Here is a 19,579-nt window from a genome sequence, read left to right on the forward strand (position 1 = left end):
AAACGCATAACCAGCCTATTTATTGGTCACTACTTATAATTCATCGGAATAACTCATCATAAAATGATTACCTTGAATTAAAAGCCAGGTTCAACTTCACGCATGTCTGGCAACTTATGGGCGATCCCTTTATGGCAATCAATACAGGTTTTGCCATCCGTGATGGCTTGGTCATGCATTTTAGCTGCAACCCCTTTTTGTGCCGTGAAGTCCATATATTCAAAGTTATGGCAGTTACGGCACTCTTGTGAGTCGTTATTTTTCATTCGCCGCCACTCACTTTGCGCCATCGCTAACCGATGGTCCTCAAATTTTTGTGGCGTGTCGATGATGCCAAAAATTTTCCCGTATAACTCCTTGCTCGCTTGAATTTTACGCACCATTTTGGGGCCGAACTCATGCGGTACGTGACAATCTGGGCAAGTTGCACGGACACCACTACGGTTAGTATAGTGAATAGTATCCATATATTCTTCATAGACATTCTCACGCATTTCATGGCAGCTAATACAGAACTCTTCCGTATTGGCCATTTCCATACCCGTATTGAAGCCGCCCCAGAAGATAACACCACTCACAAAACCAATCAGTAATAAGGTTCCTAACGCTAAACGACTTGGCCTACGCCACCACCGCCATACTCGGCCAATTAACCCAAACAAACCCTTTTTCTTCGGCTTGTCATCATGTGTTTGTTTATCATTGTTATTTGACATAATTCCCCCTTATTTCCCAAAACCTTTGGATGGGGTAAATGTGTTATCAACAATCGGTGCTGTGTCTGATTGCGGCACGTGGCACTGTAGACAGAAGTAGCGGTTTGGTGCGACTTCACCAAGGACTTTGCCTGTTGCATCCATAAAGTGCGTTGGGCTAACTCTAGGTGCCCCTGTGGTACGATAATTTTCCACGCCATGGCATTGCAAACAACGATTAGTATTAGTGGTAATTTGATAACCTTCAACACTATGTGGGATCATTGGTGGCTGATTCACATAGTTTAATGCCATTCTTTCTTGCTCTTTCGGAATATGAATGCTTCCTTCTGACGTACCGGATACTTCTGGTGATTGGGTCAGGTCTACACCATTAGCAGCCCAAACAAGACTGCTTACAACAAAGGCCATTCCAGCCACCCAACGGCTGATCGTCTTTTTCAGGACAGGATTTTTCATGATTTTGCTCCCGAACTCCATCTTAGTGTTATTTTAAAAACATCCTCAGAACAAACATCGATGCAACGACCGCAAGTAATACAATCTTTATCGGATATCTGCGCTGGAGCTTGTTTATCTAGGACCGGTGCGCGCAGAACTTGCGGCTCCGGGCAAATGTGGAAACAGTCCATACAACGGCTACAGTTTTCTTTATTTTCCGCTGTAACAACTAATGCGCCTTTACACCCAGCTACGCCATATAGCGCACCTAATGGGCAAAGGTGACCGCACCAACCATGTTCCACAACGAGTAAATCGAATAAAAACAGTGCAACTAAAACCAATGCACCGCTGCCAAAACCAAAAATTAAACTGCGCCCCATTAATGAAACAGGATTAAGCCATTCCCAAAGTAAGGTGCCTGTGATCGCAGAGCCGATCAGGATCACCACCAGCAAGACATAGCGAATATTGCGCGGTATAGTTGCAGACTGGTTAAAATCAAACTTGCGTCTTAACCACGCCGCCGCATCCGTCACTGGGTTTACAGGGCAGACCCAACTGCAGAAAATACGCTTACCCAACAGTGCATAAACCCCGAATACGATAGCCGCCCCAACTAATGCGGAGATCCCCGGTAAGTAACCACTTGCTAAGCTCTCTAAAGTAATTAAAGGATCAGTCAAAGGTACGGTGTCTAACAATAAACTACTGCTGTAGTTACCCTTTAAAATCCACACCCCAAACCATGGCCCACTCAAGAACATCGCTAACACCAGCAATTGGCTTATGCGTCTAAACACCAACCATTTGTGGCTTTGCCACCAGCCTTTTTTTGCCTGAGCTTCACGTCCGGCATCACGTTTACGATTCGCCATTGTTACCCTCCAGCCAACCAAAGCGGTAATGGTGACCTAACTCACCTTTTGCTAACGACCTTGGTAATACCTTGATAGCCGCCTCTTCCAATACACAAGCCTGTTCACATTTACCGCAGCCCGTGCAGTAGTTGCTATTGACTGTGGGTAAGAAGCGCGCGTGCTTACCCGTTCGGTGGTTTTGTTCCAGTTCCAATGTGATAGCTTCATCAATCAGTGGACATACGCGGTAACATACATCACACCTTAACCCTTGAAAGTTAAGGCAGTTTTCCTGATCGAGTAAAACAGCTAACCCCATGCGTGCATCATTAATCGACTCAATGTCTTTATCTAATGCACCACTTGGGCAAACCTTAGCGCAAGGAATGTCCTCACACATTTCACACGGCTTTTCTCGGGCGATAAAGTACGGCGTTCCTGAAGCCAAACCGGATGCCAATGTCGCTAATTTCAACATGTCATACGGGCAGGCTTGAACACATTGCCCACAACGGACACATGCACTGGCAAATGTTTTTTCATCAAGGGCACCCGGCGGGCGGAGCTTGACGCCACTCGCACGGGAAGTTTGTTGCTGAAGCCCCAGCACCACACCAACAGCCGCCACCCCACCCGCAGTGCGGGCGACATCGCGTAAAAAGCGACGACGGCTGTTCTGGGACTTAGCCTGTTGAGACTTAGCTTTCTGGGGCATGAGCAATTACACCTTTTCCAGTTTAACGGCACATTTTTTGTAATCCGTTTCTTTTGAAAGCGGATCGGTTGCATCCAGTGTTAAGTTATTCACTAGCTGCGCAGCGTCAAAGAACGCCATGTAAACTAAGCCTTTTGGTGGTCTATTACGGCCACGAGTTTCAACAATTGTGGTCACATCACCACGTCGTGAAACTACTTTGACTTTATCACCACGGCGTAAGCCTCTCTCTTTTGCATCAATTGGATGAATAAACACAAGAGACTCAGGGAAAGCACGATGTAGTTCAGGAACACGACGTGTCATACTACCGGTGTGCCAATGTTCTAATACACGACCTGTTGATAGCCATAAGTCATATTCTTTATCTGGCGATTCCGCAGCAGGCTCAAATGGCAGCGCAAAAATTACTGCTTTACCATCGGGTTTACCGTAGAATTGATAACCCGCGCCAGCCTTGACGTAAGGGTCATTTCCTTCGCTATAACGCCACTGAGTCTCTTTGCCATCAACCACTGGCCAACGGATCCCGCGTGCTTTGTGATAGTCATCAAAATCAGCCAAGTCATGACCATGACCGCGACCAAAGCCCGCGTACTCTTCGAATAACCCTTTTTGTAAGTAGAAACCTAACTCACGTGATTCATCGTTAAGTTGGTCTTCCGCCAACTCGCTCACAGGGAACTTTGTCACCGCTTGGTTAGCAAATAGCACGTCATACAACGTTTTACCGCGCAATTCAGGTTTTTTCGCGAGTAACTCTTCAGGCCACACTTCATCCGTTGTAAAGCGTTTAGAAAACAACACCATCTGCATTAAGTCAGATTTCGCTTCACCTGGAGCTTTAACTTGCTGGCGCCAAAATTGGGTACGACGTTCTGCGTTACCGTAAGCGCCTTCTTTTTCTACCCACATTGCCGTCGGTAAAATCAAGTCAGCGGCTAACGCACTGACCGTTGGATAGGGGTCAGAAACCACAATAAAGTTGCGAGGGTCACGCCAACCCGGCATGCGTTCTTCATTGATATTTGGGCCAGCTTGCATATTGTTGTTACACATAACCCAGTAGAAATTCAATTTACCGTCTTTTAGAGCACGGTCTTGGGCAACGGCGTGTAAACCCACTTTTTCAGGGATGGTCCCAGCAGGTAGTCCCCAAACGCCTTCTACTTTCTCGCGGTGTTTTTCATTAGTCACCACCATGTCCGCAGGTAAACGGTGCGAGAACGTACCTACTTCACGAGCTGTACCACACGCTGATGGCTGGCCTGTTAATGAGAACGGCCCACAACCCGGTTGAGAAATTTTCCCTGTCAGTAAGTGCAGGTTATACGCTAAGTTATTCGCCCAAACACCACGAGTGTGCTGGTTAAAGCCCATGGTCCAATAAGAAACCACTTTGGTTTTAGGATCGGCGTAAAGTTTCGCTAACTCTTCTAACTGATCTTTTGGAACACCCGTCATTTCTGCGGTTTTATCTAAGGTATATTCTGCAACAAAGGCTTTATATTCATCCCACGTCATTGGCTCAGACGCATCAGAGCCCGCATTTTTCGCATTTTGTTCGAGTGGATGAGTTGGACGTAATCCATAACCGATATCTGTTGCACCACGACGTAAATTCACATGTTTATCGAGGAATTCCTGATTAACTGCATTATTTTGAATGATATAGTTTGCAATATAGTTCAGGATCACTAAGTCAGATTGTGGTGTAAAGACGATGCCGTTGTCCGCTAATTCAAAGCTACGGTGTTTGAAAGTCGATAACACCGCAACACGTACTTCAGGGTTAGACAGACGACGGTTGGTGATACGAGACCACAAGATTGGGTGCATTTCTGCCATGTTTGAGCCCCACAGAACGAAAGCATCTGCGTGCTCAATATCATCATAACAACCCATTGGTTCATCCATACCGAAAGTACGCATGAAACCGACTACCGCTGACGCCATACAGTGGCGCGCGTTCGGGTCTAAGTTGTTAGAACGAAAACCACCTTTAAACAGTTTTGATGCCGCATAGCCCTCCCAAACTGTCCACTGGCCCGAACCGAACATACCGATCCCTTCAGGGCCTTTTTCTTTTAATGTGGTTTTGACTTTTTCTTCCATAACATCAAAAGCTTGTTCCCACGTGATCGGTGTGAACTCCCCATTTTTGTCATATTCACCGTCTTTCATACGCAACATTGGCTGCGTTAAACGGTCTTTTCCGTACATGATTTTCGGTAAGAAATACCCTTTGATACAGTTTAGACCACGGTTTACAGGCGCTTCAGGGTCACCTTGGCTGGCCACGATGCGACCATTTTGAGTTCCCACCAATACCCCACAGCCTGTACCACAAAAACGGCAAGGGGCTTTGTCCCATTTAATACTTTCTTGTTGGCCAACCACTGCTTTCGCAATGCTAGGTGCGCCAATACCTGCCGCCGCAGCAGCGGCCGCTATCGCATTGGCTTTCATAAAGCTACGACGACTGAGTTTCATAATCTTCCTCACCTTGCTCTTCCTGCTGGTGGTAAACCAGCGAAACATCTAGTACGCCGTCAATATCGCGTACTAGATCAATAGTATCTAACAACGTTCTACTACCTTGCCCTTCAACAACCACAATCAGTTTTCCATTTTCCGGGGCGCTTATCGCCACTTCACAATGAGAAAGCTGATTTATTTCTTCGGCCACAGTAGACAGCCGCTCACTTTTTACTTGTACGATTAAACTGCACACTTGATAGTTACTGTGCATGTTCATGCTCCACGGTAATGGCTGAAACTGGGCAACCTGCGACGCAAGCACCACAGCCTGTACAACCTGGTGTTTCTACTTTTGGCTGGTATATACCCGCCATTGACGGACGAAAAGAGATAACTTCAGGCTCACAACTGTCTTGGCAACGACGACATTCAATCGAAAGATAAGCAAGACAATTTTGGCCAATCGAAATTGAGATATCCCAAGGTTGGGAATGTTTTGGTAGGAAAATAGGTTCTGAACAGGCTGTTGCACATGCATAGCAAAAGGTGCATTCACCACGCTTAAAATCAACAACAGGGTAGCCCCCGGCTCCTGGTTGGATAATTGCCGTTTCGCAACTCTCAACGCAGGCATTGCAACGGGTACACAATTCAATAAATTGCGTTTCACTACCACTCCATGGCGGCCGAACCACTGGAGCCGCGCTGCGCCACGCACCAGTTAATACTCCCCGACGGGTGAGATCAACCATGTTTTTTTCCTTTACATTGCCAACAAAAAAACTAAAACGTATTGATAAACCGCATTTTTTATATGTGTATTTATGAGAAATATTAACGATAGCAGCTATAAAAATACATACTACCAAGTAGGTAAAAGAGGTAATTCCCCGTATACGACTAGAAATAACCAGGTTTACGCTATTTGCTGTGCATAACCTTAAAACAGCCTTAAAATGATAAAGGAATAGGGGTTTTTAATTATTTATTAACATTTTTTTAATGTGGATTATTAATTTAAACTCAATTTTTAATTTTTTAAATTATAACACCAACCAAAAACTACCACTAAAGTGGTATGTGCAATGTCATTTATCAAAAAAATATATGCATTTTTTTTGATATTAAACAATTTTTATTTATTACTTTATTTTAAAAATAACCAAAAAATATTAAAAATGAAAAAACTACTTATAAATCAATTAAATAAAAAACCGAGAATAAATAACAAGAAAGGAGAATATAGCCAATTAGTTATTAAAATTAACAGTTTGAAACTATTAAAAAACAACCATATCAATTTGCGATAATACCCATTTTTTATTATTTCATCACATTCTATTTCCTTATTCCAAATTAACTCTTGATCAAAAACAATATTTTTAGTGTGGTTTTTTGTTACACATATAAATTGGCAATGTCTTGATAGTATCTGTGCGCTTACTATCAAACCTAAATAACAAAAAGATACCCAAAATAGTTCGAGTCACAGGTCACAATATAACAATAACTCGAAAAATGAAGGGATGACTGGCTAAAATTACTCGAGGCCCTTTTTATGGCAAACTTAAGAAATAATGCACTATGCTTATTGAGTCTGGTTGCAGGAATATTTCTCTTTACCTCTGTTCATGCCCAAACTCCTACCAAAGATAGTACATCCACTATTAACGCTCGAAATGAAACTTTCGAAGCTGCTCACCCTGATCAATACCACTCTTGGAGAGCGACATCTGAGCAGTCAAACCGCGAAGATGCCTTAGCGGAAGACCCTCGCTTAGTCGTGCTGTGGGCTGGATACCCGTTCTCACGCGACTACAACAAACCACGTGGCCACGCTTATGCCATTATCGACGTCCGTGAAACCTTACGAACTGGAGCGCCTAAAGATGCTCAAGATGGCCCACTCCCGATGGCATGTTGGAGCTGTAAAAGTCCCGATGTGGCTAGGCTAATCCAAGAACATGGCGAAGACGGCTATTTCGAAGGTAAATGGGCAAAAGGTGGCCCTGAAGTGGTTAATGTTTTAGGCTGCGCGGATTGCCATAAAACAGATTCTGCAGATTTTGCAAAAGGCAAACCAGAGCTAACGCTCTCTCGCCCTTATGCAGAGCGTGCAATGGAAACGATTGGCAAACCGTTTGATAAAGCCAGCCGATTCGACCAACAGTCCATGGTATGTGGCCAATGCCACGTGGAATATTATTTCTCTGGCGATAAAAAGTCTGTGAAATTTCCATGGGATAACGGTACCAAAGTCGAAGAGATGGAAGTTTACTACGACAATATAGGTTTCTCTGACTGGACCAACTCATTGTCGAAAGCCCCGATGCTGAAAGCCCAACACCCTGAATATGAGACTTGGAGCGCAGGTATTCATGGCAAAAATAATGTGACCTGTATTGATTGCCATATGCCGAAACTGCAAAACGAAAAAGGCGAACTGTATACCAGCCATAAAATTGGTAACCCATTCGACAATTTCGAACAAACTTGTAGCACTTGCCATACCCAAAGCAAACAACAGCTGCAAGATGTTGTTGCTGAACGTAAAGTCGCTATTCAAGAGATGAAAATCAAAGCGGAAGACCAATTAGTTCGTGCTCACTTTGAAGCGAAAGCCGCATGGGATGCAGGCGCAACAGAAGATGAAATGAAACCAATCTTAACGGATATTCGTCATGCCCAATGGCGCTGGGATTTAGCTATCGCTTCCCACGGTATTCATATGCATGCACCAGATGAAGGCTTGCGCATGTTAGGTGGTTCGATGGATAAAGCCGCAGATGCACGAACCAAACTCGCTCGTCTATTAGGTTCAAAAGGCATCACCCATGAAATTGCCATTCCAGATATTTCAACCAAGGAAAAAGCACAACAAGCTATCGGTTTAGATATGCAAAAAATCAATGCGGAGAAACAAGAGTTCTTAAAAACTGTGGTTCCGCAGTGGGATGACCAAGCTCGTAAAAATGACCTATTAGCCAAATAACCATGATTTGCCCCAAATGATGGGGCAATATAACCAATGGAGTGAATATGAGCGTACTACGTTCGTTATTAACTGCTGGGGTGCTGGCAACAGGCTTATTATGGGCAACAGCCGCATCCGCAACCCCACAAATGGCCCAAGAAAATGCAGAAGGCCGTTGGGTTGTTACACAGCAACGCAGTGCAGACAAAGCCTGCTTAGACTGTCATAAACCCGACAAAGAAGGCATGCATGGTACCCACTCAGAAGTGGTTAACCCTAACAATAATTTACCTGTGACTTGTACCAATTGCCACGGTAACCCAGGGCCAGATCACCGTGAAAGCGTCAAAGATGTTATGCGCTTTAACAACCCAATGTATACCGTCGAGCAACAAAACAGTGTCTGTCTATCATGCCACTTGCCGGAACAACTGCAAAAAGCGTTCTGGCCTCATGATGTCCACGTCACCAAAGTAGCCTGCGCAAGTTGTCATGACCTTCATCCGAAACAAGATACCATGAAGGTACTGACTGATAAGGGCAAAGTAAAAATCTGCGTCGATTGTCACTCAGATCAACGCAATAACCCTGATTTCAACCCAGCAGCGGTGAAATTGCGTAAGGAGCAGCCATGAGTTGTTCTCGTCGTCAATTCATTATCTACTCAGGAGCACTGGCGGCGGTAGGAGGAATAGCTAGCCATGCGCTAGCTAATACCATGAAAATAGATGGCGTTCGCTACGGCATGGTGCACGATGAAAATCTGTGCATCGGCTGTACGGCGTGTATGGATGCATGCCGAGAGGTTAACCAAGTGCCGGAAGGTGTTTCGCGGCTAACCATCATCCGTAGTGAGCCTATTGGCCAGTTTCCTGATGTTAAATACCGTTTTTTTCGCCACTCCTGTCAACATTGTGAAAGCGCCCCTTGCGTTGATGTTTGCCCTACTGGCGCCTCTTTTATCGATAAAACGACAGGGATTGTTGATGTAAATCCTGACTTATGTGTCGGCTGCCAATATTGTATTGCAGCCTGCCCTTATCGCGTCAGGTTTATTCACCCCATCAATAAAACCGCGGATAAATGCGATTTCTGCCGTAAAACGAATCTAAAACAGGGCAAACAGCCGGCTTGCGTCGAATCTTGCCCGACCAAAGCATTAACCTTTGGTAATTTAGATGATCCTAAGAGCGATATTTCGTTGATGCTAAAAGAAAAACCGACTTATCGATTCAAAATTGCACTCGGTACTCACCCCAAAATGTATCGGGTTCCGTTCAAATATGGGGAGGTTAGCCAATGACAATAGCTTCTGCTTTCCATTTTGAATCCTTAGTGTGGGACTGGCCCATTGCAGTTTACTTATTCTTAATTGGCATTTCGGCGGGGCTTGTAGTGCTTGCGGTGCTTATGCGTCAGTATTATCCCACTGCGGCTGGCAGTGATAGCACGCTCATGCGCACAACACTGATTTTGGCGCCGACCACGATCATCTTTGGGTTATTGATCTTAATTCTTCATTTGACGCGTCCATGGACGTTCTGGAAATTAATGTTTCATTACAGCCCAACTTCAGTGATGTCGATGGGGGTAATGTTATTCCAAGTGTATATGGCAGTACTTGTTGTTTGGCTGGCTAAAATCTATGAAAAAGAGCTCATTGGTTTACAGCAAAAATGGCTACCAAAATTGACAATTATTCCTAGAGTATTAAACCTGCTAAACCGTGCAGTGCGCTTTCTCGATATTGCAATGCTCGTATTGGCGGTTTTGCTTGGGGCCTATACCGGCTTTTTACTTTCAGCATTAAAGTCTTATCCATTCTTAAACAACCCATTATTACCGGCTTTATTCCTATTTTCAGGTATATCTTCAGGTATCGCGGTATCGTTAATGGCAATCGCATTGCGCTATCGTAAAAATATCCATAATACTGAAACCGCATTTTTACATCGTATCGAAGGCTTTGTAATTTGGTTGGAGATATTCCTATTAGCCGCTTTTTTTGTCGGGCTAGCATTAGGAGACGATGGAAAAATTCGATCATTAATTGCCGCATTAGGTGGTGGTTTCTGGACATGGTGGTTTTGGATTGGCGTTGTTGGGTTTGGTTTTATTATTCCTCTTTTATTCAAAAAATGGATGGATAAAGGACAAGGTGCGGTAAGAGTATTGATTATCAGTGGTGCAAGCTTACTGGGTGTCTTCTGCTTACGCTTCTTTGTGTTATACGCAGGGCAATTGACCGTTGCATAACTCACTCAATAATAAGGGTAATAATTGGAACTAATACTCCCAGAAATTGGCTTTCTCTGTCTTACATTGGCACTGTGTATCGCCTGTTTTCAAGTATCATTCGGAGTTATTGGTTTTTTACGCCATATTCCGAGGCAAATGCCTCGGAATGCCCTTTGGACCTACTTGCAATTTCTTTTCTTACTCATTGCCTATTTCTGTTTAACCCTCAGTTTTATTCAAAGTGACTTTTCTGTCGTGTATGTGGCGCAGCATAGTCACAGATTATCGCCACTGTATATTAAAATCGCGGCAGTATGGGGAGGCCATGAAGGGTCAATATTTCTTTGGTTGCTGTTTATCTCAGCTTGGAATTGTCTGTTTGCATGGTGTTATCGCAAGCAAACTCACCCGGTATTTCCTCTCACATTAACCCTACTTGCTATTATTATTGCAGCATTATTACTGTTTATCGTCTTTTATTCCGACCCTTTTTTACGCATTTTCCCACCCGCTATTGAAGGGCGAGATCTCAACCCCATGCTGCAACATTGGGGGTTAATATTACACCCTCCGTTACTTTATTTAGGCTATAGCGGGTTAATGGTCGTCACTGCTTTAGCGCTTGCATCCACTCTCTATGGGCAATTTAATCACACTATTGCAAGGCTCTGTTGGCGCTTTGTCGTTCCGAGTTGGTGTATACTCACTTTGGGTATCACTTTAGGGTCATGGTGGGCATACAGCGAACTTGGTTGGGGAGGATGGTGGTTTTGGGACCCCGTTGAAAACGCGTCGCTACTACCATGGTTAAGTGCAACCGCGTTACTCCACAGCCTCAGCGTTACATATAAAACAGGTCATTATCGCCATTGGTCAATATTACTGGCGATCCTCACGTTTATTCTATCACTATTGGGCACGCTGATTGTCCGTTCAGGTATTTTAATGTCTGTCCATGCGTTTGCTTTGGATAACGTTAGGGCTGTGCCCCTCTTTTTACTATTCAGTTTTCTAAGTTTCGGTGCTTTATGTCTATATGGCTGGAAAGCTAAAAACATTGATGATTCACCAACCAATATTAATCGCCGTCAGCTTTACTTATTACTCACATTAATCCTATTTTCAACTGTATTATTTATTGTTCTGACGGGCACACTTTACCCGATGATTTACACATTATTTGGTTGGGGAAAAATATCGGTTGGGGCACCTTATTTTAATCAAACATTATTACCATTTGGTATTTTGATGCTCATTATCATGGCTGTCAGTGCCATTTACCCACTGAACAAAACCCGCATTAAACCCCGGTGGCGTATTCTTTTAATCATACTTACCAGTATGTTATTAATCTTCTTCCTTTGGTCTGAAGGGCTTATTATCGCTCTTTCTTGCGGCTTTTTATTTGCAATTTTACTTATCTTTTGGCTACGTCCTATACATGCTATTCGACAACAATTCCCATCCCTTATTGCTCATACAGGGGTTGTGATTTTTTCAGCTGGTATTGCCTTGTCAGTGGGTAGCCACCACGAAACCAGTGTTAATCTTTCTATTGGGCAATCTATTTCACTCGCAGGTTATCAATTCCAATTCAACGAGTTGCAGCTTGATGCTAAATCTAACTACACAACCGAAAAAGCCATCATACAAATTAGCAAAGTGAATCAACCGTTACACTCATTAATCACTGAACGCCGGTTTTATACTGCTCGGCAGCAATTAATGATTGAACCTGGTATATATTGGGGATGGCTACGTAACTGGTATGCAGTATTAGGTGAGAAAACAGGAACCAATAGCTATGCAATACGCTTTTACGTCCAAGATGGCATTCAATGGATTTGGGGCGGTGCGTTTGTGATGTGTTTTGGCCTATTAGTAAGCTGGATAAAAGTGAGGATAAAAAATGCTTAGAACTCTATTCGCACTTTTTTTCTTATTTTACTCTTTTATATCCAACGCTCAAATTGTTGACGTGTGGCAATTTAATTCCATTGAAGAGCAAGAGTATTCTTTGCAGATTGCCTCACAATTGCGTTGCCCGCAGTGCCAAAACCAAAACTTACTTGAATCTAATGCCCCGACAGCGGTTAGTATGCGTCATCAAGTCTTCAAAATGGTCGCTGAGGGTAAAGATAAAGCGCAAATCATGCACTATATGACCGAGCGATATGGTGATTTTGTGCTCTATAATCCACCGTTGACGATTGGAACTGCCCTGCTTTGGCTTTTACCTGGAATTGCTCTAATTGGCATTTTTTATGTAACGTTTAAATTCAGTCGGTCACATAAACAGCAGATCATAAAGAGCACGGTTAATCACCAACAAATATCCGAACAATTATTATCCTCAGATACAACATCATCAACAGCCAGACTACCGCATGTTAATAAAGTACTTGCCATATTCATTGTGTCGGTCGTTATTGGTTACTTTTTCTCACCTCGATTTGAATTAGCCTATCAGGAATACCAACGCATTTCCGATCCCTTACTATCATTCACACCATTACAACAAGAACAAAATGATTTATTACGTTTGCAAAATGATATTCGCCAATCACCTAAAAACAGTGAGCTTTGGGCGACACTGGGTGAATATTATCTCTATCAAAATAGTTATGATAATGCACTGATTGCTTATCAAAGAGCGCTAGAATATGGTGGGGAAAATGCTCAAATATATTCCGCTGTTGCCACCGTACTATATTATCAAGCAGGCCAACACCTAACAGGAGATGTTAGAGCGGTAATCAATAAAGCATTAGAGCTTGATAATCAAGAGGTTACTGCACTGATGTTAATCGCTTCAGATGCTTTTATGAATGCAAATTATGAGCAATCAATTGATATTTGGCAAAAATTATTAGATAGTAATAGCTCCCGTATTAATCGCTCTCAGCTCATTGAAGCTATTCATATGGCAAAAATAATGAAGAATAAAAAAGATTAATCTTATTTTTCTTACTAAATTTGTCACCTTGGGAATTAATACATATTAAATTATCACAATAGTAATAAAATATCCCTTTATAAAATGTCTATTTATTTAAATGTGTAATTTTTCGTTTCTTATTGATTACCATTGTTTCCCTTCTATATTACTTCAAATAATCTTATGTTAGATTGGCACCAACTCATTATTCCAACTGTAATCCAAGTATATTTCCTTAAGTGAAACTAGCAATTAGATTTAGCTTAAGTGGGAATAATTTCATTTCCTTTTTATATTTTGGCATTCTTTGGGAGCATCAAAAATAATAACATAAGAAATAAATACTATGAAAAATAAAATATTTTCATTTTTAGTCGTCGGATTAATTGCGGGCGCTTCCTTTATAGGAGGCGTTGTTAGTAACTACACACCTGATTTAGATATCGTAGAAAAATCTCAAAAAGCGGTTGAGGATTTTTTAGCATACCCCAAAACAGCTGAATATAAAAACGTTAAATATCATGAGATAAGAGAAACCTGATCTGGTCAAGCTAGGCCGCACACTTTTTCCTTACACTTTCAAACTCAATTGGCGACATATCATTTAATGAAGTATGAAGCCGAACTGAGTTGTAGTATTTGATGTATTTCTCTACATCAGTTTTCATGCTTTCTCTGGTTAAATGGTAAACATTTAATAGCCATTCATTTTTCAAGCTGCCGAAAAACCTTTCAACCACAGCATTATCTAAACATGCTCCACAACCACTCATTGATGGCGTAATTCGATTGCTCCATAGCAATGATTGAAAACGCTTACTGGTGTATTGTGAGCCTCTGTCGCTATGGAAGATCAAGCCTGCTTTGGGTTGACGCAGGTTGATAGCCATTTGCATCGCTCTCATGGTTAAATCAACCGTCATGCGTTTACTCAACGCCCAGCCAATAATACGGCGAGAATGCAAATCCATCACAACAGCTAGGTACATCCAGCCTTGATGCGTTCTTAGATAGGTGATATCACCCGCCCACGCCTGATTTGCTCTGGCTGGATTGAATTGGCGCTTCAATAAGTTATCAGCAACCGCATGGCTATGTTTGCGCATAGTCGTCACTTTATAAGCCACTCGCTGTTTAACGACTAAACCGAGCTTTTTCATCAAGCTCTTAACCCGACAAATACCAATTTTAAAGCCTTCTTTGCGTAGCAACTTCATTAAGGTTCTGGCACCAGCACTACTGCGGCTATCATCAAATAACCTCTTCATGCGACGATAAAGCATTAACTCTTCAACACTAATAATCTTGGCTGGTCGCCTCAGCCATGCGTAATAGGCTGACCGACTCACTTCTAGAACCTCGCACAAAACGCTAATTGGAAAGCGCCATTGCTGCTCTTTAATATATTCGAACTTTATTTCATTTCTTTCGCAAAGAAGGCACTCGCCTTTTTTAAGATCTCACGCTCCATCTGTAAGCGTTTATTCTCTTTTCTGAGCTTAACCAGTTCAGCTCTCTCATCTTTGCTTAATGCTTCGCCTGAAGTTTGCTTGGCTAGTTTGTCTTTCCAGTTGTAAAGCAGCTTAGTTGTTATGCCTAATGATTTGGCTGCTTCAGTAACACTGTAACCTTGTTCAGTGACTAGCTTTACAGCTTCTTCTCTGAACTCATCAGTATATTTTCTAGGTTTTCTTCGTTGGGTCATTTTCACACCTTTGTTGTTGGACTAATTATCCTTCACAAAAGTGTGCGGTGCCATTAAATCAGATCAACCTTAGATCATGGCATGCTAGGCTATGTCTGTGGTGAGGTACTTATTTTTACTAGCCAAAACTCCTATTCATTTAAACGCTTTGTAGTCAAAACCTATCTTCATAATGATGGGCGCAATGTTGTTTCTATCCCATTAATAGATAGAGATGATAAAGAGTTTCCTGATAATGACTTTAATGTTATTTGGAATAAGTATTGTAATAATTAAAAAGATAGAAAACCCAATTGTTTAAATAAGATATTTCCGAGAATCAACTTTAATAATTCATTAATATATTAAGAATCTTTTTAATTAAGTAATTATTTATACCCAGTATATAGGTAACCATAAACGATATTCACCATATTGTTATTTACAGATTATCTTACACTCCTGTATACGTTAAGATAAATTAACAAATATCTTTTGAAGAACAACAGCATTCCTGTCCTCCAGTTAACATTGCTTCTTGTATTGGAGGACATTTCACTGAACCATATGAACAAAAAACACAGCAATCCCCCTTTAATGGTTTTAATAATGCTCCACAGTGTTTACATTCATAAAACCATTGGCAAGCATCTGTCGGCATTTCTTCGACTTGCTTAAAATGGCATTCTGGACATATTAGTTCTGATTGCAGTTCTATATGAAGTTTACTCATCGACTTTCCCATAATTTTTATCACACAGATAGCTAAAGTAGCCTCTATTGAACACTAAATTCATCGCGATTTCTTTGCGTTTATACCCTATTAAGGGCTAATTCATACTGTTTTCCTGTCGGCCCTTACCGTACATCAACCATCTTTTAATAGTAATTCATTGTTGCTTGATATAAAGTCTCAGCCTTTTTTCAAAATCGTTATTCTTGGAGGCGAAATGTTTATTGGTTTTGATTACGGCACGTCTAACTGTGCTGTCGCGGTCATGAAAAACGGGGTTCCCACACTATTACCATTAGAAGGCGATAGCGTTTATATCCCATCAACCTTATGCGCGCCTACAAGAGAATCAGTCTCTGAGCATTTATTTCGCCATTGTAAAATATCTCCTTCGAATGAAATCGGGCAGCAAATTTTAAAAAGATCTATCGCGTTTAACCGTGATGAAGGGGTCGATTTAATGCGTGAAGACATTGTCTTTGGGCAAGCCGCTTTAGATTTATATTTAAGCGATCCTAGAGATGTTTATTATGTAAAATCTCCAAAATCATTTTTGGGGGCGTCTGGCTTGCATGATACCCAAATTAGTTTTTTTGAAGATCTTGTCTGTGCCATGATGAAAAATATAAAGGACACTGCAGAACAAAAATTACAACAGATTATTGATGATACTGTCATTGGCCGACCTATTAACTTTCATGGTCGCGGGGGAGAACTCTCTAACCAACAAGCTGAATCAATACTCTATCGTGCTGCAAAGCGTGCAGGGTTTAACCATATTGCTTTTCAATTCGAACCTGTTGCTGCCGGGCTTGAATATGAATCAACATTGAATAAAGACCAGATTATCCTAGTCGTTGATATTGGTGGCGGAACAACAGATTGCTCATTAATCCAAATGGGGCCAACCTACCAAAATGCACAGGACAGAACGCAATCCTTACTTGCTCACAGTGGACAACGAGTGGGAGGAAACGACCTTGATATTTATCTTGCACTGAAACAATTGATGCCACTTTTTGGGATGGAGAGCCAATCTTTATCTGGTACTAAAATGCCATTTCTACAATTTTGGAACCCTATTGCCATCAATAATGTTGAAGCACAAAAAGAATTTTACTCACGACAAAATCTAACTGCGTTAACACGCTTAAAACAAGATGCTAAAGAGCCTAAGAAAATATCTCGATTGTTAGAGGTATATAATGAAACACTAGGTTATAGCTTAGTGCGTAAAGCTGAAGAAGCTAAAATTGCTTTGTCAGATACCCCAAGTTATTTAGCTCAAATTAATTTAATTTCTGAAAAACTAGAAGTGGATATTCCACATGAACACATGGTGGAATCAATTGAATCACCCAAAAGTAAAATGATTGAGTTAGTTAAAGAAGCGGTCAAGCAAGGAGGAGTCAAGCCGGATGCCATTTACGTTACAGGCGGGAGTGCTCGTTCCCCAATATTACACCAAGCAATTAGCCAAGAGTTACCTAATATTCCGATAGTGCGTGGGGACGATTTTGGTTCCGTTACCGCAGGATTAACACGCAGGGCTGAAACCTGTTTTAAATAAACGAACAAAGACTAACTAATAGCGCAGAATAAATGACTCAACAAATAAGCCCATATTTAGACTGCGCCATTAGTATAAATTATTATTTTTTAACTTTATGAACAATATCAAAGTACTTATCTTTATTATCTTGCTCTGGATAAATACGGTACGTATATTCTTCAGGAGTTACCGTGACATTTTCGACAACACGAGTAAATAAAACTTTACCCTCGTCATCTTTCGCTGTTAATGAGCGAGTTTTGCCATTTTCATCAAATGACCAGTCACCTTTCATTTTAGGTTTTCCATCAAACGTGGTCATATTAAATGTACCGTCTGGATAATACTCAGCTAAACCAAAAAAGTTAGCGACTTGTTTATCATCCGCATTAACTTCTTTTTTATCTTGATCTAAAGCTTCTGTTGTTGTCCAAACTTTGCCTACCATAATTTCTTCGTAAGCATTTAATTTATGTTCCGCGTTTTGCGATTGGCTTGCTGCCGGTGTTGTCGCTGCCTGAACAGCAAATGACATAGTAGATACAACAGCAAAGAGTGTAGGTACTAATAATTTTTTCATTTTTATCCTCTAATAAATTAACTCAAACAACAGTCTGATTAAGTTTAGATTAGCGATATAAAACCAATTTTTAAAATTATATTACGTTTATTTACAAGATAACATCTTATTACATTTAGCATAGATTATTTTACACTATAAAATATACTGAAAACTCACCTATTTTAGTATTAATAATCTTAATCTTGGCTATTAAGCAATTTATTAATCAACCAATACCCCGCTTTTCCCGGTGGATTATTCTTAGACCAAACTAAATCCACATCGATTTTACGTGGCCATAAATCATAATTAATGCTCACCAAACGATTATGGCCAAATTGCTTAACTAACCATGTTGGTAATATAGCCCAACCGGCACCTTGTTCTGCCATTTCTAATAATAATAAATAATTAGGTGCATACCAGTTTTTTTCACTATTAATAATAATTTGGCTACTACTGCTTAGCTGCAGTTGACGAGTTGTTGTTAAATGTTGATAGTCAACTTTTCTTTCGTTAGCTAATGGATGGCTATTTAATACATATAAACCTAATTCACCTTGAATAGGTAAACGAGAAAAAGAAATATCGGCAGGATATTCTGTTCGGGATTCCATCATACCAACGTGAGCTTGCTGGTTTTGGATCATTTCGATAACGGTATTATTTTCTGCGATTAAAAATTCGAATTCAAGATGTGGAAATTGCCTATCTAATGTCGTTAAAATATGCTCAGCATGCGGAGGCTGATAAATATCTGAAAAAGCACAACTTAATCTAGGTTCAATATCCGGTAGTAATTCAACTCTAAGCGCTTGAAGACGCTCGTCTGCCGATAAAATATCCTCAACTAAACTTAAGACTTTTCTACCCGCAAAAGTTAATGTTGATTCACGCCCCTGCCTATCAAACAGTACAAACCCTAAATCATCTTCAAAACCACTGATCGTCGTACTGACGGTTGACTGACTTTTATTCAACTTACGGGCTGCAGCAGAAAATGATTTTAAGGATGCTGCCTCCACAAAGGTACGCAATGTTTCTATAGAATAATTCATAAGGTATCGCTTTTTTCGATGGCTGCCATTTTGTATATATATAAAAAATAGCAAATAATTGCACCCAATTTTTATCCAAAAAAATAATTTTCTATATCTTTGAGGTAGTTATGAGCAAGCATACAAAAACATTAACTGAGCGAATTTTTCATGCAGTTTCATTTGAAGTCATTGCTATCGCAATAACTGCACCGGTCAGTGCGTGGCTTTTAGGACGCTCAATTTTCCAAATGGGAACAGTGGCGATTGTCTTATCGACACTGGCAATGCTATTAAATGTGGTTTATAACATGATCTTTGACCGTTATTGGCCTTTATCCAAAGGGTCTCGCCCGGCCAAAGTACGTATTTTTCATGCCGTTGGCTTTGAATTAAGCTTTGTTATCATGGGTGTACCCATGTTGGCGTTTTTACTCAAAATGTCATTCTTAGATGCATTCTTACTTGAAATCGGTTTTTTTGCCTTTTTCTTATTTTATACCTATGCATTTAACCTCGGATATGACAAGTTACGTGACCGTTGGTTTGCGAATAAAGAGAACACAATACACGTACCAGAAACAGTGGTTAAACGCTCTTAATTTAAAATATTAATTAAGTATTCTAACGCCGTGTAGCTTATTATTT

At 41.1% G+C, this 19,579-nt stretch carries 20 protein-coding genes; 9 read left to right on the forward strand and 11 right to left on the reverse strand.

Annotated elements, in window-relative coordinates; genetic code table 11:
* Positions 1-77: 77 nt before the first annotated feature.
* From napC to napF, 7 genes are read right to left on the reverse strand one after another with little or no spacing between them, the layout of a single operon-like run.
* Positions 78-716: a cytochrome c-type protein NapC gene (napC, locus tag M0M83_RS14665; RefSeq protein ID WP_102139974.1), complete on the reverse strand. Its 639-nt coding sequence runs from the start codon at positions 714-716 to the stop codon at positions 78-80.
* Between the two features lie 9 nt (positions 717-725).
* On the reverse strand, positions 726-1,175 hold the full coding sequence (gene napB, locus M0M83_RS14670; RefSeq protein WP_004913351.1) for a nitrate reductase cytochrome c-type subunit: 450 nt from the start codon (positions 1,173-1,175) through the stop codon (positions 726-728).
* Complete coding sequence (gene napH, locus M0M83_RS14675) at positions 1,172-2,035, reverse strand: quinol dehydrogenase ferredoxin subunit NapH (RefSeq protein ID WP_125891471.1); 864 nt, start codon at positions 2,033-2,035, stop codon at positions 1,172-1,174. The genes napB and napH overlap by 4 nt, the downstream gene beginning before the upstream one ends.
* Positions 2,022-2,732 carry a ferredoxin-type protein NapG gene (gene napG, locus M0M83_RS14680; protein WP_125891472.1) on the reverse strand — a complete coding sequence of 237 codons (711 nt, stop codon included), beginning with the start codon at positions 2,730-2,732 and terminating at the stop codon, positions 2,022-2,024. The genes napH and napG overlap by 14 nt, the downstream gene beginning before the upstream one ends.
* Before the next feature lie 6 nt (positions 2,733-2,738).
* Positions 2,739-5,225 carry a nitrate reductase catalytic subunit NapA gene (gene napA / locus M0M83_RS14685; RefSeq protein ID WP_125891473.1) on the reverse strand — a complete coding sequence of 829 codons (2,487 nt, stop codon included), beginning with the start codon at positions 5,223-5,225 and terminating at the stop codon, positions 2,739-2,741.
* Positions 5,206-5,484 carry a chaperone NapD gene (gene napD, locus M0M83_RS14690; protein WP_185746880.1) on the reverse strand — a complete coding sequence of 93 codons (279 nt, stop codon included), beginning with the start codon at positions 5,482-5,484 and terminating at the stop codon, positions 5,206-5,208. The genes napA and napD overlap by 20 nt, the downstream gene beginning before the upstream one ends.
* Positions 5,474-5,965, reverse strand: coding sequence for a ferredoxin-type protein NapF (napF, locus tag M0M83_RS14695; RefSeq protein WP_213914163.1), 492 nt, complete (start codon positions 5,963-5,965; stop codon positions 5,474-5,476). Before napF ends, napD begins: the two co-directional genes overlap by 11 nt.
* A gap of 806 nt (positions 5,966-6,771) precedes the next feature.
* On the opposite strand from napF, the gene nrfA reads away from it, so the two are divergent.
* The 7 genes from nrfA to M0M83_RS21845 all read left to right on the forward strand — a co-directional run bounded on the left by nrfA (position 6,772) and on the right by M0M83_RS21845 (position 13,904).
* Entirely contained in the window at positions 6,772-8,205 is a 1,434-nt protein-coding gene (gene nrfA / locus M0M83_RS14700) for an ammonia-forming nitrite reductase cytochrome c552 subunit (RefSeq protein WP_125891476.1), read from the forward strand.
* Positions 8,206-8,252: 47 nt separating this feature from the next.
* Positions 8,253-8,822: a cytochrome c nitrite reductase pentaheme subunit gene (gene nrfB / locus M0M83_RS14705; RefSeq protein ID WP_248466815.1), complete on the forward strand. Its 570-nt coding sequence runs from the start codon at positions 8,253-8,255 to the stop codon at positions 8,820-8,822.
* Positions 8,819-9,490, forward strand: coding sequence for a cytochrome c nitrite reductase Fe-S protein (gene nrfC / locus M0M83_RS14710; protein WP_248466816.1), 672 nt, complete (start codon positions 8,819-8,821; stop codon positions 9,488-9,490). Before nrfB ends, nrfC begins: the two co-directional genes overlap by 4 nt.
* On the forward strand, positions 9,487-10,443 hold the full coding sequence (gene nrfD, locus M0M83_RS14715) for a cytochrome c nitrite reductase subunit NrfD (protein ID WP_125891479.1): 957 nt from the start codon (positions 9,487-9,489) through the stop codon (positions 10,441-10,443). The genes nrfC and nrfD overlap by 4 nt, the downstream gene beginning before the upstream one ends.
* Before the next feature lie 24 nt (positions 10,444-10,467).
* Entirely contained in the window at positions 10,468-12,342 is a 1,875-nt protein-coding gene (locus M0M83_RS14720) for a heme lyase CcmF/NrfE family subunit (protein ID WP_248466817.1), read from the forward strand.
* Complete coding sequence (gene nrfF, locus M0M83_RS14725) at positions 12,335-13,381, forward strand: heme lyase NrfEFG subunit NrfF (protein WP_248466818.1); 1,047 nt, start codon at positions 12,335-12,337, stop codon at positions 13,379-13,381. Before M0M83_RS14720 ends, nrfF begins: the two co-directional genes overlap by 8 nt.
* A 328-nt stretch (positions 13,382-13,709) precedes the next feature.
* Positions 13,710-13,904, forward strand: a complete 195-nt coding sequence (locus M0M83_RS21845; RefSeq protein WP_248466819.1) for a hypothetical protein — start codon at positions 13,710-13,712, stop codon at positions 13,902-13,904.
* A 10-nt stretch (positions 13,905-13,914) separates the two neighbouring features.
* Here M0M83_RS21845 and M0M83_RS14735 read toward each other — a convergent pair.
* Together M0M83_RS14735 and M0M83_RS14740 are read right to left on the reverse strand one after the other, a co-directional pair.
* Positions 13,915-15,068, reverse strand: a protein-coding gene (locus M0M83_RS14735) for an IS3 family transposase (protein WP_102140835.1) whose coding sequence is annotated in 2 segments (ribosomal slippage) — positions 13,915-14,822 and positions 14,822-15,068 — 1,155 coding nt in all. Because the reading frame shifts where the segments join, the coding sequence is not laid out codon by codon here.
* A gap of 460 nt (positions 15,069-15,528) precedes the next feature.
* A complete protein-coding gene (locus M0M83_RS14740; RefSeq protein ID WP_125891483.1) occupies positions 15,529-15,780 on the reverse strand; it encodes a GDCCVxC domain-containing (seleno)protein in 252 nt (83 codons plus the stop codon).
* Between the two features lie 217 nt (positions 15,781-15,997).
* Between M0M83_RS14740 and yegD the strand changes: the two genes are divergently transcribed.
* Positions 15,998-17,350, forward strand: a complete 1,353-nt coding sequence (gene yegD / locus M0M83_RS14745; RefSeq protein ID WP_248466820.1) for a molecular chaperone — start codon at positions 15,998-16,000, stop codon at positions 17,348-17,350.
* A gap of 82 nt (positions 17,351-17,432) precedes the next feature.
* On the opposite strand, the gene M0M83_RS14750 is transcribed toward yegD, so the two are convergent.
* A complete protein-coding gene (locus M0M83_RS14750; RefSeq protein WP_004262272.1) occupies positions 17,433-17,912 on the reverse strand; it encodes a DUF4822 domain-containing protein in 480 nt (159 codons plus the stop codon).
* A gap of 179 nt (positions 17,913-18,091) precedes the next feature.
* Positions 18,092-18,952, reverse strand: a complete 861-nt coding sequence (locus tag M0M83_RS14755) for a LysR family transcriptional regulator (protein ID WP_248466822.1) — start codon at positions 18,950-18,952, stop codon at positions 18,092-18,094.
* Positions 18,953-19,062: 110 nt separating this feature from the next.
* Between M0M83_RS14755 and M0M83_RS14760 the strand changes: the two genes are divergently transcribed.
* Complete coding sequence (locus M0M83_RS14760) at positions 19,063-19,533, forward strand: multidrug/biocide efflux PACE transporter (RefSeq protein ID WP_213914157.1); 471 nt, start codon at positions 19,063-19,065, stop codon at positions 19,531-19,533.
* The last annotated feature ends 46 nt before the right edge of the window (positions 19,534-19,579 follow it).

The organism is Providencia rettgeri, from assembly GCF_023205015.1.
Lineage (GTDB): Bacteria > Pseudomonadota > Gammaproteobacteria > Enterobacterales > Enterobacteriaceae > Providencia > Providencia rettgeri_E.

What these genes read in the sequence shown, in the direction of transcription:
- M0M83_RS14755 (WP_248466822.1), bottom strand. Translation starts at nt 18,952, where the DNA reads ATGAATTATTCTATAGAAACATTGCGTACCTTTGTGGAGGCAGCATCC.
- M0M83_RS14760 (WP_213914157.1), top strand. Translation starts at nt 19,063, where the DNA reads ATGAGCAAGCATACAAAAACATTAACTGAGCGAATTTTTCATGCAGTT.
- nrfB (WP_248466815.1), top strand. Translation starts at nt 8,253, where the DNA reads ATGAGCGTACTACGTTCGTTATTAACTGCTGGGGTGCTGGCAACAGGC.
- M0M83_RS14750 (WP_004262272.1), bottom strand. Translation starts at nt 17,912, where the DNA reads ATGAAAAAATTATTAGTACCTACACTCTTTGCTGTTGTATCTACTATG.
- nrfD (WP_125891479.1), top strand. Translation starts at nt 9,487, where the DNA reads ATGACAATAGCTTCTGCTTTCCATTTTGAATCCTTAGTGTGGGACTGG.
- yegD (WP_248466820.1), top strand. Translation starts at nt 15,998, where the DNA reads ATGTTTATTGGTTTTGATTACGGCACGTCTAACTGTGCTGTCGCGGTC.
- M0M83_RS21845 (WP_248466819.1), top strand. Translation starts at nt 13,710, where the DNA reads ATGAAAAATAAAATATTTTCATTTTTAGTCGTCGGATTAATTGCGGGC.
- napG (WP_125891472.1), bottom strand. Translation starts at nt 2,732, where the DNA reads ATGCCCCAGAAAGCTAAGTCTCAACAGGCTAAGTCCCAGAACAGCCGT.
- napC (WP_102139974.1), bottom strand. Translation starts at nt 716, where the DNA reads ATGTCAAATAACAATGATAAACAAACACATGATGACAAGCCGAAGAAA.
- napD (WP_185746880.1), bottom strand. Translation starts at nt 5,484, where the DNA reads ATGCACAGTAACTATCAAGTGTGCAGTTTAATCGTACAAGTAAAAAGT.
- napB (WP_004913351.1), bottom strand. Translation starts at nt 1,175, where the DNA reads ATGAAAAATCCTGTCCTGAAAAAGACGATCAGCCGTTGGGTGGCTGGA.
- nrfC (WP_248466816.1), top strand. Translation starts at nt 8,819, where the DNA reads ATGAGTTGTTCTCGTCGTCAATTCATTATCTACTCAGGAGCACTGGCG.
- nrfF (WP_248466818.1), top strand. Translation starts at nt 12,335, where the DNA reads ATGCTTAGAACTCTATTCGCACTTTTTTTCTTATTTTACTCTTTTATA.
- nrfA (WP_125891476.1), top strand. Translation starts at nt 6,772, where the DNA reads ATGGCAAACTTAAGAAATAATGCACTATGCTTATTGAGTCTGGTTGCA.
- napF (WP_213914163.1), bottom strand. Translation starts at nt 5,965, where the DNA reads ATGGTTGATCTCACCCGTCGGGGAGTATTAACTGGTGCGTGGCGCAGC.
- napA (WP_125891473.1), bottom strand. Translation starts at nt 5,225, where the DNA reads ATGAAACTCAGTCGTCGTAGCTTTATGAAAGCCAATGCGATAGCGGCC.
- napH (WP_125891471.1), bottom strand. Translation starts at nt 2,035, where the DNA reads ATGGCGAATCGTAAACGTGATGCCGGACGTGAAGCTCAGGCAAAAAAA.
- M0M83_RS14740 (WP_125891483.1), bottom strand. Translation starts at nt 15,780, where the DNA reads ATGAGTAAACTTCATATAGAACTGCAATCAGAACTAATATGTCCAGAA.